Annotated in this window: 15 protein-coding genes; 3 read left to right on the plus strand and 12 right to left on the minus strand. The window is 60.5% G+C overall.

What is annotated here, in order from left to right; all coding sequences use genetic code 11:
• Positions 1-19: 19 nt before the first annotated feature.
• The 6 genes from CH290_RS27650 to couN form a co-directional block, all read right to left on the minus strand.
• Positions 20-673: an MBL fold metallo-hydrolase gene (locus CH290_RS27650; RefSeq protein WP_230620850.1), complete on the minus strand. Its 654-nt coding sequence runs from the start codon at positions 671-673 to the stop codon at positions 20-22.
• Positions 670-1,755, minus strand: coding sequence for an S-(hydroxymethyl)mycothiol dehydrogenase (locus CH290_RS27655; RefSeq protein ID WP_033188144.1), 1,086 nt, complete (start codon positions 1,753-1,755; stop codon positions 670-672). The genes CH290_RS27650 and CH290_RS27655 overlap by 4 nt, the downstream gene beginning before the upstream one ends.
• A 266-nt stretch (positions 1,756-2,021) precedes the next feature.
• Positions 2,022-3,242 (minus strand): formaldehyde dehydrogenase, glutathione-independent, encoded by a 1,221-nt coding sequence (gene fdhA, locus CH290_RS27660; RefSeq protein WP_033188143.1) that lies wholly within the window; start codon positions 3,240-3,242, stop codon positions 2,022-2,024.
• Between the two features lie 167 nt (positions 3,243-3,409).
• The gene (locus tag CH290_RS27665; protein ID WP_033188142.1) at positions 3,410-3,880 is read right to left on the minus strand and encodes a MaoC family dehydratase; all 471 of its coding nucleotides are present in this window, start codon (positions 3,878-3,880) and stop codon (positions 3,410-3,412) included.
• Positions 3,881-3,908: 28 nt separating this feature from the next.
• Entirely contained in the window at positions 3,909-4,799 is an 891-nt protein-coding gene (locus tag CH290_RS27670) for an amidohydrolase family protein (RefSeq protein ID WP_033188141.1), read from the minus strand.
• Complete coding sequence (gene couN, locus CH290_RS27675) at positions 4,796-5,707, minus strand: 4-hydroxyphenyl-beta-hydroxyacyl-CoA dehydrogenase (RefSeq protein ID WP_033188140.1); 912 nt, start codon at positions 5,705-5,707, stop codon at positions 4,796-4,798. Before couN ends, CH290_RS27670 begins: the two co-directional genes overlap by 4 nt.
• Positions 5,708-6,012: 305 nt before the next feature.
• On the opposite strand from couN, the gene CH290_RS27680 reads away from it, so the two are divergent.
• Positions 6,013-6,876 (plus strand): PaaX family transcriptional regulator, encoded by an 864-nt coding sequence (locus CH290_RS27680; protein WP_052082979.1) that lies wholly within the window; start codon positions 6,013-6,015, stop codon positions 6,874-6,876.
• Between the two features lie 106 nt (positions 6,877-6,982).
• Positions 6,983-8,158, plus strand: coding sequence for an acyl-CoA dehydrogenase family protein (locus CH290_RS27685; protein ID WP_033188139.1), 1,176 nt, complete (start codon positions 6,983-6,985; stop codon positions 8,156-8,158).
• 568 nt (positions 8,159-8,726) lie between these two features.
• On the opposite strand, the gene CH290_RS27690 is transcribed toward CH290_RS27685, so the two are convergent.
• The 6 genes from CH290_RS27690 to CH290_RS27715 all read right to left on the minus strand — a co-directional run bounded on the left by CH290_RS27690 (position 8,727) and on the right by CH290_RS27715 (position 16,724).
• Positions 8,727-10,274, minus strand: coding sequence for an acyl-CoA synthetase (locus tag CH290_RS27690; protein ID WP_033188138.1), 1,548 nt, complete (start codon positions 10,272-10,274; stop codon positions 8,727-8,729).
• A 141-nt stretch (positions 10,275-10,415) separates the two neighbouring features.
• Positions 10,416-11,879 (minus strand): benzaldehyde dehydrogenase, encoded by a 1,464-nt coding sequence (locus CH290_RS27695; protein ID WP_033188137.1) that lies wholly within the window; start codon positions 11,877-11,879, stop codon positions 10,416-10,418.
• 57 nt (positions 11,880-11,936) lie between these two features.
• Positions 11,937-13,319: an MFS transporter gene (locus tag CH290_RS27700; protein ID WP_033188136.1), complete on the minus strand. Its 1,383-nt coding sequence runs from the start codon at positions 13,317-13,319 to the stop codon at positions 11,937-11,939.
• On the minus strand, positions 13,306-14,421 hold the full coding sequence (locus CH290_RS27705) for an amidohydrolase family protein (RefSeq protein ID WP_052082978.1): 1,116 nt from the start codon (positions 14,419-14,421) through the stop codon (positions 13,306-13,308). The genes CH290_RS27700 and CH290_RS27705 overlap by 14 nt, the downstream gene beginning before the upstream one ends.
• 3 nt (positions 14,422-14,424) lie before the next feature.
• Entirely contained in the window at positions 14,425-16,017 is a 1,593-nt protein-coding gene (locus CH290_RS27710) for an aldehyde dehydrogenase family protein (protein ID WP_170947502.1), read from the minus strand.
• On the minus strand, positions 16,014-16,724 hold the full coding sequence (locus tag CH290_RS27715) for a nuclear transport factor 2 family protein (protein WP_033188135.1): 711 nt from the start codon (positions 16,722-16,724) through the stop codon (positions 16,014-16,016). Before CH290_RS27715 ends, CH290_RS27710 begins: the two co-directional genes overlap by 4 nt.
• Positions 16,725-16,876: 152 nt before the next feature.
• Here CH290_RS27715 and CH290_RS27720 point away from each other — a divergent pair, with 152 nt between their 5' ends.
• Complete coding sequence (locus CH290_RS27720) at positions 16,877-17,680, plus strand: IclR family transcriptional regulator (protein WP_052082974.1); 804 nt, start codon at positions 16,877-16,879, stop codon at positions 17,678-17,680.
• Positions 17,681-17,736 lie beyond the last annotated feature (56 nt).

Genomic DNA, 17,736 nt, shown 5'->3' on the forward strand with positions numbered 1-17,736 from the left:
GTGATGGTCCCCGGAATAGTCAGTTGCCGCGTGCAATCCATTCGGCAAGATGGGGAGACTCGGTGGCGATGGCGGTGTGTTCACCGTGGCCGGTGTGCACGATAGTGTCCTCCGGCAAGGCGAACAGGCGATCGCGGATGGAACCGATGATGGTGGGAAAATCCGAATACGAACGCCCCGTTGCGCCGGGACCGCCGGAGAACAAGGTGTCACCGGAGAACAGGACGCCGATCTCGGGCAGATACAGACACACCGAGCCCGGGGAGTGCCCGGCGGTGTGAATGACCTCAATGTCGGTGCCCGCGATTGCGATTCGTTGCCCATGGTCCAGGGTCCAGTGGGTGGTGTCGGGGTGAGTGTGCTTCCACAGGACGTCGTCTGCGGGGTGCAGCAGGATTGGTGCGTGCAGCTCGTGCCCGAGCTCGGGGGCGACGGTGACGTGGTCGTTGTGCCCGTGGGTGCAGATGACGGCGTTGACGTGACGTCCGGCGACCGCATCGATGATCGGGGCTGCGGTGTGGGCGGCATCGATGACCACGACGTCGGTGTCGTCACCGACGAGGTAGATGTTGTTCTCCACCTCCCACGATCCACCGTCGAGTTCGAACACCCCCGAGGTGACGACTCGTTCGATCCGCAGCCCGTGCGCTTCGGCCACGAGTTCGGCGGTCACAGGACCACCACCGAGCGCAGAACTTCACCGGAGTGCATCCGGTGGAACGCTTTCTCCACATCGTCGAGGCCGATGCGTTCGGTGACGAACTTCTCGAGCGGTAGCTTGCCTTGGGTGTAGAGGTCGACGAGGGTGGGGAAGTCTCGTTCGGGTAGACAGTCGCCGTACCAGGAGGACTTCAGCGATCCGCCATGGGAGAAGAAATCGATCATGGGCATCTCGACGCGCATGTCGGGGGTGGGGACACCGACCAGAACGACGGTGCCGGCGAGGTCGCGGCTGTAGAAGGCTTGTTTCCAGGTTTCGGGGCGGCCGACGGCGTCGATGACGACGTCGGCTCCATGGCCTCCGGTGAGGTCCTTGACAGCGTCGATGGGGGCGGTGTGGGAGGCGTTGACGGTGTGAGTGGCGCCGAGTTCCTTCGCCCAGGCAAGTTTGGTGTCGTCGCGGTCGACCGCGATGATGGTGGTGGCACCGGCCAGCGCGGCGCCGGCGATGGCGGCATCGCCCACACCGCCGCATCCGATGACAGCCACCGAATCACCGCGACCGACGCTTCCGGTGTTCATCGCAGCTCCGAGGCCTGCCATCACGCCGCAGCCGAGAAGCCCGACAACGGCAGGGTCGGCCGTGGAATCGACTCTGGTGCACTGACCTTCGTGGACCAAGGTTTTGTCGGAGAACGATCCGATACCCAGGGCCGGGGTCAATTCGGTGCCGTCGGTCAGAGTCATCTTCTTCGAAGCGTTGTGAGTGTCGAAACAGTACTGCGGACGACCGCGTTTACAAGCGCGACATTCCCCGCATACGGCGCGCCAATTCAGCACGACAAAATCGCCTACCTCTACGTGGCTGACTTCGTCGCCGACAGCTTCTACAATGCCAGCCGATTCGTGACCGAGCAGGAAGGGGAATTCGTCGTTGATTCCGCCGTCGCGATAGGTCAGGTCTGTGTGACAGACACCGCAGGCCTGAACTTTGACGACGACATCGTTCGGTCCGGGATCGGGGATGACGATGTCGACAAGTTCGACAAGGGCGTTCTTACTGCGGGCAATAACCCCGCGGATGGTTTCGGCCATGTTGGACGGATTCTCCTTGGATGGTGGGGTGAACTCTTGTGTGAACTGCGCGGATCGTCGAAGCGACCGTGATCACTACGCGTAGGTATTTGTCGATGCGCCGGCATTGGGAGTCAGGCGCAGAGGCAAATCAGTTCGACCGAGATACCTGCCCAGCTGGCAGAACGTGGCACGGCAAACCGGCGACACCACCGTCGATGTGGACCGACCCAGCCCATGATCGCAGGAGCGCTGGCGACGTTAGACTGTGCGGTGCACTTACCCGATCAGCTTGCGGGGATCAGATCGTGCGGGTCCAGAACGAACTTGGTGGCTTTGCCCGCATCGAATTCCGCGTAGCCACGAGGAGCGTCGTTGATACTTATGGGCTGCGCGTTCACCGCTCGTGCAATCTGAACGCGATCATGGAGAATTGCCATCATCAGCCCGCGATGGTATTTCATGGTCGGGCACTGTCCGGTGGCGAATGACAAAGACTTCGCCCAGCCTGTCCCTAAGCTGAGTGAAAGCGCACCGACCTTCGATGCCTCATCGACTGCGCCGGGGTCGCCCGTGACATAGAGGCCCGGAATCCCGATCGCCCCGCCTGCCGCGGTGAGATCCATCAGTGAGTTCAACACTGTGGCGGGAGCTTCGGTGGACGCTTCAGATCCATGCCCTCTGGCTTCGAATCCGACGGCGTCGACGCCGCAGTCGACTTCGGGTACGCCGAGAATTTGTTCGATCTGGTCTTTTGGGTCTCCGAGGGCGACGTCGATCGTCTCGCAACCGAAACTTCGAGCTTGTGCAAGTCTCTCTGTGTTCAAGTCACCGACGATGACCGCAGCGGCACCCAGGAGTTGCGCGCTTGCGGCCGCCGCGAGACCGACGGGACCGGCCCCGGCAATGTAGACGGTCGAACCGACACTGACGTTCGCCGTCACGCACCCGTGAAATCCGGTGGGAAAGATGTCGGACAACATTGTCAGATCCAGAATTTTCTCCATAGCCTGGCTGTGGTCGGGGAATCGAAGCAGATTCCAGTCCGCATAAGGCACCATCACGTACTGCGCCTGTCCGCCGACCCATCCACCCATGTCGACGTATCCGTAGGCCGCACCGGGGCGGTCTGGGTTGACGTTCAGACAGATCCCGGTCTTGCGTTCCTTGCAGTTGCGGCACCGTCCGCATGCGATGTTGAACGGAACCGAGCACAGATCGCCGACCTTGACGACCTCGACGTCACGTCCTGCTTCGATGACCTCACCCGTGATCTCGTGTCCGAGTACGAGTCCTTTCGGTGCGGTGGTCCGACCGCGGACCATGTGCTGATCGCTTCCGCAGATGTTGGTGGTAACTACTTTGAGGATCACGCCGTGTGGGCATTCTCGTCCCACACTTGCAGGATTGACGCCCGGCCCGTCCTGCAGTGTGAAGGTCGGGTAGCCGATGTCAACGACTTCGACCTGGCCTGCTCCCGCGTAAACCACAGCTCTGTTCTCCGACATTTGCTATTGACTCCGATCAAAATCGAGATCTGGGTGCCCCATGTGGACGCCCATGAACGCGTTTGGGTAGCAGCTCCTCCAAGTCGAGTTCTATCGTCCAGCAGGACGCTAGCGCCCACATCCACAGTTCGTTCGGCGGATGAGAACAAACTCACCGTGCGTGGCTACTAGTCGTAGTAGCGCAGGACTGCCTCGGCGATGCACACCGGCTTGTCCCCACCGTCGCGTTCGATCGTGATCGACACAACAATCTGCACGCCGCCTTTGATCTCATCGGCGGCGTTCACTGCCGCAGTCAAACGAACTCGCGATCCAACCGGAACCGGTGCTGGGAAGCGAGTTTTGTTGAGCCCGTAGTTGACACCCATCCCTAGGTTTTCGACGGTGAGAAGGTCGTCGAACAGCGGGGCGATGAGTGAGAGTGTTAGATAGCCATGTGCGATGGTGCCGCCGAAGGGACCGGATTTGGCGCGCTCGACGTCGACGTGGATCCACTGTTCGTCACCAGTGGCTTTCGCGAACTGGTCCACGTCGGACTGTGTGATTTCTCGCCAAACGCTTGTGCCGAGTGTTTGGCCGACGAGACCGAGGAGGTCATGGGGCTTGGCGACAGTGGTACCGGACGTGGTGGTCGTCATGATGTGCTCCTGGGATGTGATCGAGGGGTCAAGCTCGGATACCTAGTGCCCGAAGGGCGTTCAGCTTGAAGATCTTCGGAACGATGTCCGCTTTGATGTCCAGCTTGTCAAAGTCGTTCATCCAGCGGTCGACCTGAATGATCGGGAAGTCGGAACCGAAGAGAACCTTGTCTTTCAGCATTGTGTTCACGGCACGAACAAGCTGGGGTGGGAAGTACTTTGGCGACCATCCAGACAGGTCGATGAATACATTTGATTTATGTGTGGCGATGGAGATCTGTGCGTCCACCCATGGAACGGCCGGGTGGGCCATCACTACGGTCAGGTCTGGGAAATCGGCGGCAACGTCATCGAGCAGCATCGGGTCGGAGTAGCGCAGCTTGATTCCGTGTCCACCGGGTAGTCCCGCACCGATTCCGGTCTGTCCGGTGTGGAACAGTGCTGGAATCGAGGCCTCGGTGATGACTTCGTACAACGGGTAATAACGGTGATCATTGGGTTCGAAACCCTGCATGCTGGGGTGGAATTTAACGCCTCGAATGCCAAGGTCATCGATAAGCCTGCGTAGTCGTTTGACGGCAGCTTTCCCTTTCAGTGGGTCCACGGAGCCGAAAGGAATGAGCACATCGTTGTGCCGCGCGGCACCTTCGATGATCTCCTCCACAGAATTCGCCCGGTGCCCGGTGGCCGATTCGGCGTCGACGGTGAACACCACGGCGGCCATATTCCGCGCTCGGTAGTGTGCGGCAACGTCGTCGATAGTCGGGTTCTGGTTTTCAGGTGACTTGAAGTATTTCTCGGTCGCCGCAAGCAGAACATCGTCCAACGCATGCTGGCCGCAACCGTCGAGTTGTACGTGGGTGTGAAAATCGATTGCGCTGACGGCGCCGAAGTCGATCCCGTACTCGTACCGACTCACCGTGCTACCAGTTCGTCTGGGAATTTCTCACCGACTGTCTCGACGTTGTCAGCGAACGTGGAGACCCACGCGGAAGCGATGTCGTCAGCAGACCAGCCCTCGTCTTTGAACTCAGTGGTGGTAAGGGTGGGGTGCGACCACAATGCGAGGCGATCGCCGCCGACCGAAAAGGCTTGCCCTGTGATCTGGGCAGCGGAATCGGACGCTAGGAACGAGACGATCCCTGCGGCATCTGCCGGAGTGCCCAGCCCCACCTCACGTCGAATGATCGGAGGCAGAGGTTCACCGTTCTTCTGTGCTTCGATGTATGGCGCTAGAAACGGAATGGTCTCGGTCATCGCGGTTGCAGCGACCGGGCAGACTGCGTTCACCGTCACGCCGGCGCGATGCAATTCCAGTGCCCAAGTGCGAACCATACCGACGACGCCTGCTTTTGCCGCGGAGTAGTTGGTCTGCCCGAAATTTCCACGTTGGCCTGCAGGGGATCCAATGCAGATGATGCGTCCACCCTCACCTTGTTCACGGAAGCGGATGGCGGATTCTCGGACGCAGGTGAACGTGCCACGCAGGTGGACGTTGACGACTGCGTCGAAATCATCGTCGCTCATTTTCCACAGGACGGTATCGCGGAGAATCCCCGCGTTGGTGACAAGAATATCGAGACGCCCGAAGCTTTCCACTGCTGCTTGAACGAGCGCTTTGGCTGTCTCCGTGCTTCCTACGGGTGCTACGACGGAAACCGCACGGCCGCCAGCATCAATGATTTCTGCAACCGCATCGTCGGCGGTGGCCTGGTTGACGTCGTTGATGACCACCGCAGCACCCTTGCTGGCCAGATCAACTGCATAGGCGAGGCCAAGTCCCTGGCCACTGCCGGTGACGACGGCAACTTTGTTGGAAAGGTCCATGAAGTGCTCCGTTTCTGAGATCGGGCTAAGTCGATGAGTACGAGGGGTACGAGTCGGATTCGATTTTCACCCGGCGCCTGCGTTCCAGCATCGAATGAGTATGTCCACGAATCAGCTTCGCGAATGTGCACAGTCCGACGAGGGCGGCGCCGACCGTGCCGACAACCGATCGCCCAGCTGGCGTAACACGTCAAAAGCTACATCCAATCGTGACGGCCGTCAATATTGAACTTTGCTTTTTCGTGTGACAGTCTTGCCGTGGCGAGTTAGCAAATAGGGCATGTGATGCGACGAAGGGGGCTGCGATGCAGCGACTGTCCGCGGCTCCCTTGGCGGCGCAGGCAGCCGAAGGTAGCTCGACCGAGGAGCGCATCGCTCCACAGCAGTTGATGCTCGCGTTTCTCGGCGCGTTCGTTCTGGACGATGATCGCCGCAGGTATCTGACAGCTGGGGTGTTCATCGATATCTTCGTGTGCCTCAAGGTCAGCGAGGCGGTGACTCGAGCGACTCTCAATCGAATGGTTCGCACCGGCTTACTCCACCGTGCGCAAACGGGGCGTATCGCCTCGTTCGGGATAACGGAGGATGGGCAAGCGTTGTTGCGTCAAGGTCGTGAACGTGTCGCCTCGACTGGCCCGTTCACTCCTGTGGATGACGAGTGGACGCTGCTGAGCTATTCGATTCCGGAAGCTCAGCGCGACCTTCGCCATCAGCTGCGATCACGGTTGCAATGGGCTGGTTTCGGTCGGCTCCGCGATGGCCTGTGGATAGCGCCCGGAACGAAGGACATCAGAGAAGTTCTAGGTCAGAGCGAGGTGGCGAACGTGGTCACCGTCGCTTTTGCAGGTCGTCCTATTGGAGGGACATCGCCCCACGATTTCGTACGAAGCGCTTGGGATCTGGAACTCATCGAATCCGAACATCGTCGCTTCATAGCCAACTGGACCGACCTCTCGGCAATCGAGAACCCCGTCGCGTCATTCACTGCGCTGGGGGCAGATTGGCTTCGTCTGCTTCGTGTGGATCCTGGGCTACCTGCGCACTGCCTGCCAACAGACTGGCCGGCTGAACGGTCCGTGGCAGTACACGAGAACGCGGTCGCTGTCCTCGCTGCAGCCGCTGACGAGACACTCGAACACATGATCAGCTCGCGGGCGGGGCGCAAGTAGCTGCCCGACCGCATCAGTCTCCCTCGGTCGGCCATGTTCATCGCTACCGTGCAGGAATGGGTGGACAGTCGACGTGATCGACCCAGACGAAAAGGAAGAGTTAGCAATGAAACGACAGCTGTTCACCGAAGAGCACACAGCAGTACGTGAACTGGCTCGGGACTTCGCACACACCCATGTAGCTCCGCATCTCGAACGTTGGGCTGCAACGGGTGTCACCGATCGCGACTTGTTTGCCAAGGCGGGTGGCCTCGGACTTCTCGGGATGGACGTCGATGACAAGTACGGCGGTGGCGGAATGGACGACTTCCGTTTCAACGTCGTCCTGAACGAAGAGCTCACGCGGGTTGGAGCCAGCGCGGTGGTGATGAATCTATGTGGCTTCAACGATCTCATCGCTCCGTATCTCAATCAGCTACTCTCCGAAAGCCAGAAGCAGAGGTGGCTGCCTGGCCTGTGCGCAGGAACCCTGATCTCGGCAATAGCTATGACCGAGCCCGGATCCGGCAGCGATCTCGCGGGCATCAACACCACAGCAGTCCGCGAGGGTGACTGCTACAGGCTCAACGGTGCGAAAACATTCATCAGTAACGGCATTCTCGCAGATGTCTTGATAGTCGCAGCAAAGACCGCTCCGAGCGAAGGCCGCAACGGAATCAGCCTATTCCTCGTCGAGTCGGGGATGCCCGGATTCACCCGTGGCAGCAAGCTCCGCAAGATCGGACTCTTGGCACAGGACACAGCTGAGTTGTTCTTCGAGAACGTGGCTGTTCCGGCAGAAAACTTGTTGGGCGAGGAAAATCGGGGATTCTCTTATCTGATGCACAACCTCGTGCGGGAACGCCTGAGCATCGCTGTGACGTCCGCTGCCAGTATGGAAGTGGCGCTGGACGAAGCGCTGTCGTTCACCCGTGGGCGAGAGGCATTCGGTCGATCGATCGCTGAGTTTCAGACGATCCGCTTCACACTGGCTGAACTGGCCACAGAAGTTCAGGTAGCGAGGGTGTTCCTCGACCGTTGCATCGCCGAACATGTCGAGGACACCTTGGACCCAACAGAAGCCGCCATGGCGAAATGGTGGATCACCGAGCTTCAGCAGCGAGTCGTAACCCGGAGCCTGCAACTGCATGGCGGCAGCGGATTCATGACGGAATACCGGATCGGTCGCGAATTCGTGGACGCCCGCGCCAGCACGCTGTACGGAGGTACGACGGAAATCATGAAAGACATCATCGGTAAAGCCCTGGTCCGCGGACATATCACCGCTCCTGCATTGGATTAGGCGGGGAGAGCTCGTCGGGTCACCCAGGGGGTGGCGATCGATGGTTGGCCAATGCCCCTCGTTCCCATCTCATCTCCGACTATGTTGGAGAGAACACACAGCCGCAAGCGCGACCACCCACAGTCCGCGCTCTGCGACAACCAGGACGCCTCCTCCTGGTCACAAGCTCCGTAGCTCACCATCGATGCACCGGATCGGTCGGCGCGACGAACCCATTGCACCCCTTAATAAGTAACGTCAGCTACTCGCGGCAGTGCCGAATACACGTGCTATCGAGCACTGCCTGCAGATCAGGCAATACGCAGGTTGTGGCACCAGTTCAACACCGGAGCGTGGTCCAGGACGATTCCGTCAGCGTACTAGGAGTTCTGCTCACAGCACATGTTCGGCAGCGACGAGCACGGCCTCGACACACCGCTGAGCAGCGACCCGGATATACCCGTAACCTCAAACCTCACCGCGCTCGGAATGTCCGCGCCACGCGTTCGGATCGCTACATCGAGAACCGACGCTCCCAGAGCCCTACGGACGTCTTGGAACGGCGTCTGCACGGGAATGAGCTACGTAGCTACCCGTCTTGCATCGATATCGCCGAGCCGAACCTGGTCCGGAGTATGTCCTTGCGGATCTTGCCGGTCGCATTTCGAGGAATCTCGTCCACGACCACGAGCGACTTCGGAATTTTGTATTTCGCTAGCCGCGGAGTCAAAGATTCTACGAGTCGCTCATGCGTCAGCTCTGCACCGTCGGTCAGTGTTACTGCAGCACAACCTACTTCGCCCCATCGAGCATCGGACACGCCGAAAACCGCCGCGCCGGTCACACCAGGAATATCGAAGATCACGGATTCGATCTCCGCTGGATAAATGTTCTCTCCCCCCGAGATGATCATGTCCTTGAGCCGGTCCACGATCGTGACGAACCCGTCACTGTCGGGGATGCCAACATCACCAGAGCGCAACCACCCGTCAGCGGTGAAGGTGGCCTCGGTCTCCTCAGGCTTGTTCCAGTACCTCGTCATCACATTCGGCCCGCTGATCTGGATCTCGCCACGCTGCCCGGGTTCTACTCCACGGCCTACCTCATCGACCACGCGCACATCGGTGAAGAAATGTGGAACTCCAGCGGTGCCGAGCTTGCGCTCAACATCGCTTGGGATGAGAATCAGAGCGCCAGGACCCGTTTCAGTGAGGCCGTAACCCTGGCACAATCTGATATTCCGTTCAGTGTAAGTGCGCAGCGTACGTGGCGGCACGGGTGCGGCGGCAGCGATCATGCGCCGTAACGAGGACAGGTCGGTGCTTATCCAGGCAGGGTGGCTGCTCATCGCATCGAGCATGGTGGGAACACCGAATGAAAAGGTAATGCGCTCTTCCTCGATCATTCGCAATGTCCGGCCCGGCTCGAATCCCTCGTCGATGACCACGGTGCCACCTTTAAGCAGCGTGGGAAGAGCGATCATGTTCAACGCGCCCGTGTGGAACAAGGGCGCAGTCACGAGAGAAACTTCGTCCGACAGCAGGTCCAGGTCGAGGATCGCGTTCATCACCGCGAAAAGCAGGTTTTCATGGGAAAGAACAACACCCTTCGGACGCCCGGTGGTTCCGGATGTATACATGATCAAGGCGGCATCGCTGTGATCGACCTGCACGTCGAAGAAGTCGGCACTTGCCTCTGCGATGAGAGTGTCGTAGTGGTGGCTGCTGGCATCGGCAGCGCCATCGACGGTGATCCGATGCTCGACTGTTGGCACGGCGTGAGCAGCGTCTGATGACGTCACAGTAAGCGCCGCTGAATGAACGAAAACCTGCGCACCGGAGTCGGCCAATGCATATGCAATCTCGACGGCGGTGAGTCGGGAGTTGAGTGGCACAAAGATTGCACCGAGTAGGCCGGCCGCGTACAGGGTTTCCAGGTATGCCGGATGGTTGTCGCTCAGCACGGCTATGCGGTCACCCTTGTTGATACCTAGCTCACGCAAGGCGTTCGCCAGCCGGGTGACCCGCACGTCGAGGTCATGATAGGTCCTGGATTCACCGCGGAACTTGATCGCGACAGCGTTCGGCGTTTGCCGGGATCGCCGATGCACCCATGCGCCAGCACCTTCGTTGAGCACGGTTTCTCCTCTGTTGTGCCTCGATTCGTCCGAAGAGAGGCGTCTTTTGATGTCTTTCGCGCGCGGCCGACCGCACGATGGCGCTGGCGGTTGACCGGTTCGGGGATGGGACCGCGAACCGGTCACCACCTGACGCCATACTCAGAACGGGTATACGGCCAGGGTGGACTGCGCTGTTACCCACTGTGTTTCAGTGAATGCGTCCAGATTCGCGGCAATTCCGCCGATACGGCCGCCATTGCCGGAGGCTCCGGTGCCACCAAACGGGACCACCGCTTCGTCTGCGACCGTCTGGTCGTTGATGTGGACCAGTCCCGTCGGGATACGTTCGGCAAGTTCGAGTGCGCGCATAGCATCGTTGGACAGAATTCCGAGCGACAACCCGTACTGGCAGTCGTTCGCGATCGCCACAGCCTGGTCGAGATTCGAGAAGGTCGTCACCGGTGCCACCGGCCCGAAGACCTCCTCGGCGAAAGCAGCTGCATGGATGGGAACATCAGCCAACACAGTCGGCCGATAGAAGAGTTCGTCATAGGTTCCCCCGGCTGCAAGCCGTGCGCCTGCCGCGACACTATTGGTGACAAGCGAGTGAACATGATTTCGCTGCTTCTCATCGATCAGTGGGCCAAGGGCGACCTGATCGGTGTACGGATCGCCGACGTGAAGCTTGTTCGCGCGCTCGGTCAGCGCGGCAACATAGTCCGCGGCGATCGATTCGTGCACTAGATGCCGTCCAGACGTCATGCAAATCTGCCCCTGGTGCATGAACGAACCGAAAGCCCCTACGGATGAGGCTTTTTCGACATCGACATCGCCGAGCACGATCAGGGCATTGTTGCCGCCCAACTCGAGATGCGCCCGCTTGAGGTGCCGCCCGGCGAGCTCTCCGATTGCCCGGCCGGCGGCGGTGGAACCTGTGAAAGCGATGACCCGCACATCGGGATGCACCACCACGGCTTCTCCGGTGTCAGCGCCACCAGGTAAGACACTCAACAGCCCCTCCGGCAGACCGGCCTCCTCGAAGATCCGGGCGAGAACGACACCACCGCACACCGCGGTGCGCGGGTCAGGCTTGAGAACGACGGCGTTTCCGAGCGCCAACGCAGGCGCTACCGCTCTGATCGAGAGGATTAGCGGAAAGTTGAACGGAGCAATCACGCCCACCACCCCGACCGGGATGCGCCGAGAAAAACTCAGTCTCGGCTTCTCCGAGCGCAGCAACTCACCGTGGGGATGAGCGGAAAGCGCGGATGCGTTGTAGCATTCCTCGGCCGCGACATGAGTTTCGAGCCCGGCCTTGGCGGTGATCCCTCCACTCTCGCGGATGATCCAATCACCGATCTCTGCGGCATGGGCCTCGAATAGCTGTCCCGCTTTACGAAGAACTGCGGCGCGATCGGTGAACGGACGAGCAGCCCAGAGTGTTTGGGCATCTTTCGCCTTCTTGACCGCGAAGTCGACGTCCTCTGGAGTCGCAGTGCCGACCGTAGTGAGTTGCTTGCCGGTTGCGGGTTCGATCACGGGCAAGTCTCCGCCGCCACCGGGGATCCAGGAGCCGGCGAACACAGAGGACTCCCAGATCGGTTCGGAAAGTAATTCGGTCATCGTGCTGTCACATCCTGTTCGTTCGTTCATTTGTGCAGGTGGGTGAGGTCGGGAGTGTCATGCGCCGACCACTCGATCGTCTTCAGCCGTGGCGCCGGAGGTCGGGGCGGTGGGTGGTTCGCCCACGGGCGAAGTACTGCGCGTGAAGAGGAAGTATGCCGCCATGACGATCGCAGACACTCCGACCAGAACCCCGGAGAGCGCAAAAACAGTGGCCGAAGACCAAACGCCCAGCAAGTAGCCCGCCCCGATCGGGGCGACAATCCCGATGACGCGGCCCATACCCAAGACGAAACCGAAACCAGTGGTCCGCAGTTGGGCCGGGAACGCCTGGGGGATTATTCCGTAGTAACTGGTGATACCAGCCTGGAGCAGAATGCCAAGAACAAGTGCGGTCACAATTGGGGCTGAACCGGTGGCGATCGTATACGCCATCATGAAAGTAGAGATCGAGGCCAAGCTCAGAGCCGCCACAGCGAGCGGGCGACTTCGAATTATTCCGGTGAGTAGGCCGAATGCGATACTCCCAACGAGTCCACCCAACGGCAGGAGCGTGGCGACTTGGATCCCCACCTCGCCGGACCCGGTGGCTTGAGAAACAAGCTGTGCAGTCCATCCCAGCATGAAGTAGAACGCGGCCATCAAAGTCCCGAAGCCCAGCGTCAGGAAGACAGTATGGAAACCGGTGCCGCCTGAGAACAACTGCGAGTAACGACTTTTAGCCACTACCGATGACTCTGCGCTTGCGCCCGCGTTGTTGACCTCGGGCTCCACAGTGCGCCCCATCTTCGCTGCAATATGGTTCAGCCGCTTTACAGATCTCGGATCGTTGCGGGTAGCGAGGTAGTCAAGGGATTCAGGAAGGACGAAGTACGCGACGACAAGGAACACAGTGGTTGCTGCTGCGCCGAACAGGAATACCGAGTGCCAGCCGAACGCCGGGATGATTTCCTTGGCGAGGAGTCCGCCGAGTATGCCACCGACTCCATTCGCTGCGGCGTAGAGCGCCATCGTAAGACCCAGTCGGCGGCGCGACGAGTACTCAGCGATGATGATGCCTGTGGCGGCCATGATGCCGCCGACACCGATGCCCGTTATCAGGCGCGATGCGACCAGGTGTTCGATGTTGGGTGACACTCCCGAGTACAGCATGCCGAGGGCGGCCACAGCGAGTCCGCCCACTGCGACGGTTCGTCGTCCGAAGCGGTCGGCCAACGGTGAGAGCGCGAGAGATCCGAGCGCCATTCCGGCCGTGGACGCACTGAGCACGTACCCCAGCGTGCTCGACGAGATGCCCCAGTCGTCGGCCACGTAATACGCTGAGAACGACATGGCGATCACATCGAACCCGTCGACGACCATCACCGCGAGGCATGTCGCAATCGTGACGATCTGAAACCGGGTCATTGCAGACTTCTGAACGTCATCAATGATGGACATGGTCGACTCCTTGGTGTGACGCGGATGGTGCGTTGACTGCAGCGGGGATGTTCAGTCCGAACACATCCACGGCGATGGATTCGAAGAATGCTCGTTTCTCTGATTGTGAGATCGGTAGTGCGTCCTGGGTCTTCACTTCGTCAGGGACGAACTGGTATGGGTAGTCCATGGCGTACATGACGCGGTCTGCTCCGACGACTTCGCGGGCGAAGAGAATGGCGGGCTGCCAGGGCATGCCGCTGGTAGTAAGCCAGATATTGTGCCGAAAATACTCGCTTGGTTTGCGTTCGAGTGGCCGGATCGCGTCATAGCGTCCCGCTGCCACCTGCGCGGCGTGCATGTAATCGATCCGAGCGAGCCAGTAGGGAAGAGCCTCTCCGAGATGGCCCACGACCAACTTCAGGTTGGGGTACCGATCGAATAGCCCCGAAGTGATGATGCGGAGCAAGTGCATTCCGGTCTCCACGCCGAACCCGAAGATAGCGCCATCGATTCCGGCTTCGTGGAGCGGGCCGATCATCTCGTTGTTGGGCGTGTTCGGATGTAGGTAGATGGGAACGCCCAGCGATTCGGCCGCCTCGAAGATCGGTCTGTACATGGGGTCGTCGAGGTAGCTACCACCGATGTGGGAGTTCGCGATGATTCCACGTAAGCCGAGATCGTTGACCGCACGGTCGAGTTCGCGAACAGCGGCAGCGGGATCTTGCATCGGAAGGGCCGCGAGCGCAGAGAACCGATCCGGGTAATCCCGGCATGCTTGGGCCAGCCGATCGTTGGTGAGTATCGCAATCTCGCGGGCCGTGGCTGCGTCGAAGACGTTGGTACCTGGCGAGGTGAGCGAGAGAATCTGGTGATCGATTCCCGTGGCGTCCATGTCCGCTAGCCGCTCGTCGCCAAGACTCTGCAGGCGACGACGGACGGCGACGGGTTTGGGTGAAGCGCTGTTGAGGTAGAAGCCCATCAGGGACACGAATCCCCGGTCCTTACATGTCCCGGAATCTAGCATTCTGCGGTACAAGTCGAATAGTTCCGTCGGCGCATAGGCTTCTTCGGTCGCGATCCTGCGGTAGCCCGGCGACGCGGCGGGCTCGGTAGCGGTCATCGATCAATCCCTTCCGGTCGCTGTCGGAGTAGCGGTCTGCAGATGACTCCATCGGGCCATACCCGGAAGATCCGTTGTGGGACTGCCGAATCGGACAATGGCGTGCTCTTCGGTGCAAGCACGCAGGGAGTACGCCCCGTGCGTTCGTCCGATGCCGGACTGCTTGATTCCCCCGAACGGCGCCGACGGCACGGATGCGCCCAGGCGGTGCACATTGATGAAGGTGCTACCCGATTCGATTCGCCGTGCGACACGCATCGCGTGGTCAATGTCCTTCGACCACACCGACGATGCGAGACCGAAGTCCGTCTCGTTCGCAGCGCTGATAGCTTCTTCGTCGCTGTCGAAGGGCATGATCGGGATGACCGGACAAAATTGTTCGGTAACAACCAGCTCGTCGTCCGCAGCAATGCCGGTGACCACCGTCGGCAACACGTAGTAGCCCTCGCTGGGACGTGCGGAGTCGGCGTACCGGCCCACTGTCTGCACTGTTGCACCAGCACCGCGGGCTTGATCTATCAGTCGGTTCGCGCGGCGGTAACCGTCCTCTGTTGTCAGCGGACCGACGTCGACGAGCGGGTCGAAACCGTCACCGACGACGATCTTCCCCGCAAGATCGGTGAATGCCGAGACAAACTTGTCGAAGTGCTTGCGGTGCACGTAAATTCGTTTGACGTTGAAGCATATCTGACCGGCACATCCGAAGCTTCCGGCAACCAACTCCCTAACCATTTCCTCATCGATCGCGGCGGATTCGAGGATCAGCGCGGGATCATTTCCGCCGAGTTCCATCGCAATGTTCTTCACCGTTGGCGCGCTGGACTTGATCACCTCCCGCCCGGTAACGATCCCGCCCGTGAAGAACACTCCCCGGATGTCCGGGTTTGATGTCAGCGCCGCGCCCGCTTCGACGCCGTCTCCGGGAACAACTTGGAGCACACCATCGGGCAGCACAGCTGCCAGTGCAGTCAGCAGAGCGGTAAGGCCGAGTGGGGCAACTTCCGACGGCTTGACCACCACAGTGTTGCCGGCAACAAGCGCGGGTGCGATCGACGTGAAGGCGAGATGAATTGGTGTGTTCCAGGGTGAGATCACCGCAACGGGACCCAGAGGGACCCGGCGGACCACTACCTCGGCAGCACCGCCCGCACCAGGTTCGCCGGCGATGTCCAGCTCATGGTCGATAACCGAGGCGTGCGCAGCGTACTCGCGCAAGAGCCGCCCAGCCCCGCCCGCGTCGCCTCTCGACTCACCCAAAGTCTTGCCAATTTCGAGGGTCAGCAGCGGGGCAACGAGGTCGACCAACTCGTCCGTGACTTTCGCTCCAGCGAGCATCAACGCGGCGCGGCCGCGTGCTCCGAGGTCGCGCCACGCTGGGAAAGCCTCCTTCGCCGCAGCGACAGCGCGAGTGACCTCGCCGACGCCACAACGGGCGTAGCGGCCGACCAGCTCATCGGGGCGTGCAGGGTTGTGTACATCGCCGTAGCTGAGCTCATCGAAAGCCGGAATGGAGGGATTCGCCGTTCGCCACTGCTCGGGGACGGCTGCTTGGGGCACATCGAACTGCCGGGTGCTCGTACGCATGGAGGTGCTCACGCTCGCCATGCCTTATCGGTGACAGGGTGGGCATAGTGAAACCCAACCACTTCAGTATTGGGAAAAGTTTCGAACACCCCAGCGGCGATTTCGTCTGGACCTATCGGGTCCTCCGGGTAGGTGGCAGTGGGTACGACCTGGGTCAACGGGGCGGTCTCCGACCACCCTTTGGCGTAGTCGGCATGCCAGGTCGGGCGATAGTCCAGACGCTTGATCTTCCAGATGCCATCTTCACGAACGTATTCGTTTTCATAAACCCCGCCTTCCCACCATTGCTCGAATGCGGTCTTGCCGGGGAACTCCGCCCGCACAGACTCGTGAACTCCGGCCTGCATGACGCAACGGAATCGAGCATGGGCGGAGGCGCCGTCTGGGTCCACGGTGACTACATCCTGAAGCTGCAGATGGTCGAGGAGGAAGCCGCGCACCGGGCCGTTGTAGCCCTGTGTGAATCGCTCCCGGAATCGCTGCAGGTACAGGCGTTCGATACCAGCCCGCCCCCGGTAGATACCCCCGATGAACACCACTTCGGCTTCTTTACTGAACAGATCTACGACCTCGGAATAGAGGCACTTGTCCAGGTAGTAGCCGTACTGGTGCTGCAGGCGCCGCACTGCCAGCTCCCCTTCCAGTGCATCGACCCGCCGAGCGAGACGGACAACTGTATCCGTGTCGATGGGTGAGGCGAGAGTTGTTCCTTCGGTCATCGTGGTTCTCTTTTCCGCCGCCGCAACCGCCACCGAGTGGTCTTGCGCACAGGCTTCATATTCATGTGATGGATGTCACTAACTAACACGGCCCTGAACTCAGGACTCAAGGATGTACCCACTTCATTCCGCTATATGGAAGGGTGACTCGCATGACCTCCTCGAACCCGCCCAACGGGACTGGTGGCAAACCGAGCAACCACAAGAACACCTCCACGTCTGCGGACTACGCGCTACGCACCGTTTTGCTCATTGCTCAGCGCGGCCAACTTGCCGTCAGCGAACTCGCCCGAGAACTCGCAATCGCCCCTTCGACAGCGCATCGGGTGCTCGCGAACTGCCGGCGGGCCGGGTTCGTCAGGCAAGACAGCCACGGTGGGCCCTACGTGATCGGTCCTGCACTGCACGAGATAGCACTTACGGTGAGCGGCTCACGAAATATGCGCGACGCGGCCGCGCCGGTACTCGCCGACCTGCACGAACGGTACGACGAGACCTTCGTGTTCTACGTCCTCGAGGGTAAGGACGTCCGCGTCGTACAAGCCCTTCCAGGTAGTCGATCCCGCACCCTGGCACCTACCTTGGGTCGACTGTTTCCGGCGCATTGCACGGCAGGAGGGAAGGCGTTGCTGTCCAGAGAATCGCCAGAGGAGCTCGAGCGACGCTACCCCGGCAGGCAGCTCGCGCCCTTCACCGATCGGTCGATCACCGACTGGCCCACGCTTCTCGACGAGCTCGCCCGAGTTCACAAACGGGGCTGGGCAGTGAGCGTCGGCGAGTTCGACTCGAGTACAACCGGTCTCGCTGTACCGGTCGTGCTTTCCTCTGGTGCTGCGATCGGATCCCTCGGAGTGGTCGGATACGTGTCGTGGTTGCAAACGCGTGCCGAGATCGACGCCCTCACCCCGGCGCTCATCGCAGCAGCCGACGCGATTACTGCTCGCATGCGAAACTGACCGCTCCGGCGTTCCACATGGCGGAATCTAAGGTTTCGAACCTTGGCCTGGGTCAC

This window comes from Rhodococcus sp. 06-156-4 (assembly GCF_002259345.1).
Lineage (GTDB): Bacteria > Actinomycetota > Actinomycetes > Mycobacteriales > Mycobacteriaceae > Rhodococcoides > Rhodococcoides fascians_E.

Coding starts and splice junctions, on each gene's coding strand:
- CH290_RS27685 (WP_033188139.1), top strand. CDS start 6,983: ATGAAACGACAGCTGTTCACCGAAGAGCACACAGCAGTACGTGAACTG.
- CH290_RS27665 (WP_033188142.1), bottom strand. CDS start 3,880: ATGACGACCACCACGTCCGGTACCACTGTCGCCAAGCCCCATGACCTC.
- CH290_RS27655 (WP_033188144.1), bottom strand. CDS start 1,755: ATGGCCGAAACCATCCGCGGGGTTATTGCCCGCAGTAAGAACGCCCTT.
- CH290_RS27720 (WP_052082974.1), top strand. CDS start 16,877: ATGACCTCCTCGAACCCGCCCAACGGGACTGGTGGCAAACCGAGCAAC.
- couN (WP_033188140.1), bottom strand. CDS start 5,707: ATGGACCTTTCCAACAAAGTTGCCGTCGTCACCGGCAGTGGCCAGGGA.
- CH290_RS27680 (WP_052082979.1), top strand. CDS start 6,013: ATGCAGCGACTGTCCGCGGCTCCCTTGGCGGCGCAGGCAGCCGAAGGT.
- fdhA (WP_033188143.1), bottom strand. CDS start 3,242: ATGTCGGAGAACAGAGCTGTGGTTTACGCGGGAGCAGGCCAGGTCGAA.
- CH290_RS27715 (WP_033188135.1), bottom strand. CDS start 16,724: ATGACCGAAGGAACAACTCTCGCCTCACCCATCGACACGGATACAGTT.
- CH290_RS27700 (WP_033188136.1), bottom strand. CDS start 13,319: ATGTCCATCATTGATGACGTTCAGAAGTCTGCAATGACCCGGTTTCAG.
- CH290_RS27695 (WP_033188137.1), bottom strand. CDS start 11,879: ATGACCGAATTACTTTCCGAACCGATCTGGGAGTCCTCTGTGTTCGCC.
- CH290_RS27705 (WP_052082978.1), bottom strand. CDS start 14,421: ATGACCGCTACCGAGCCCGCCGCGTCGCCGGGCTACCGCAGGATCGCG.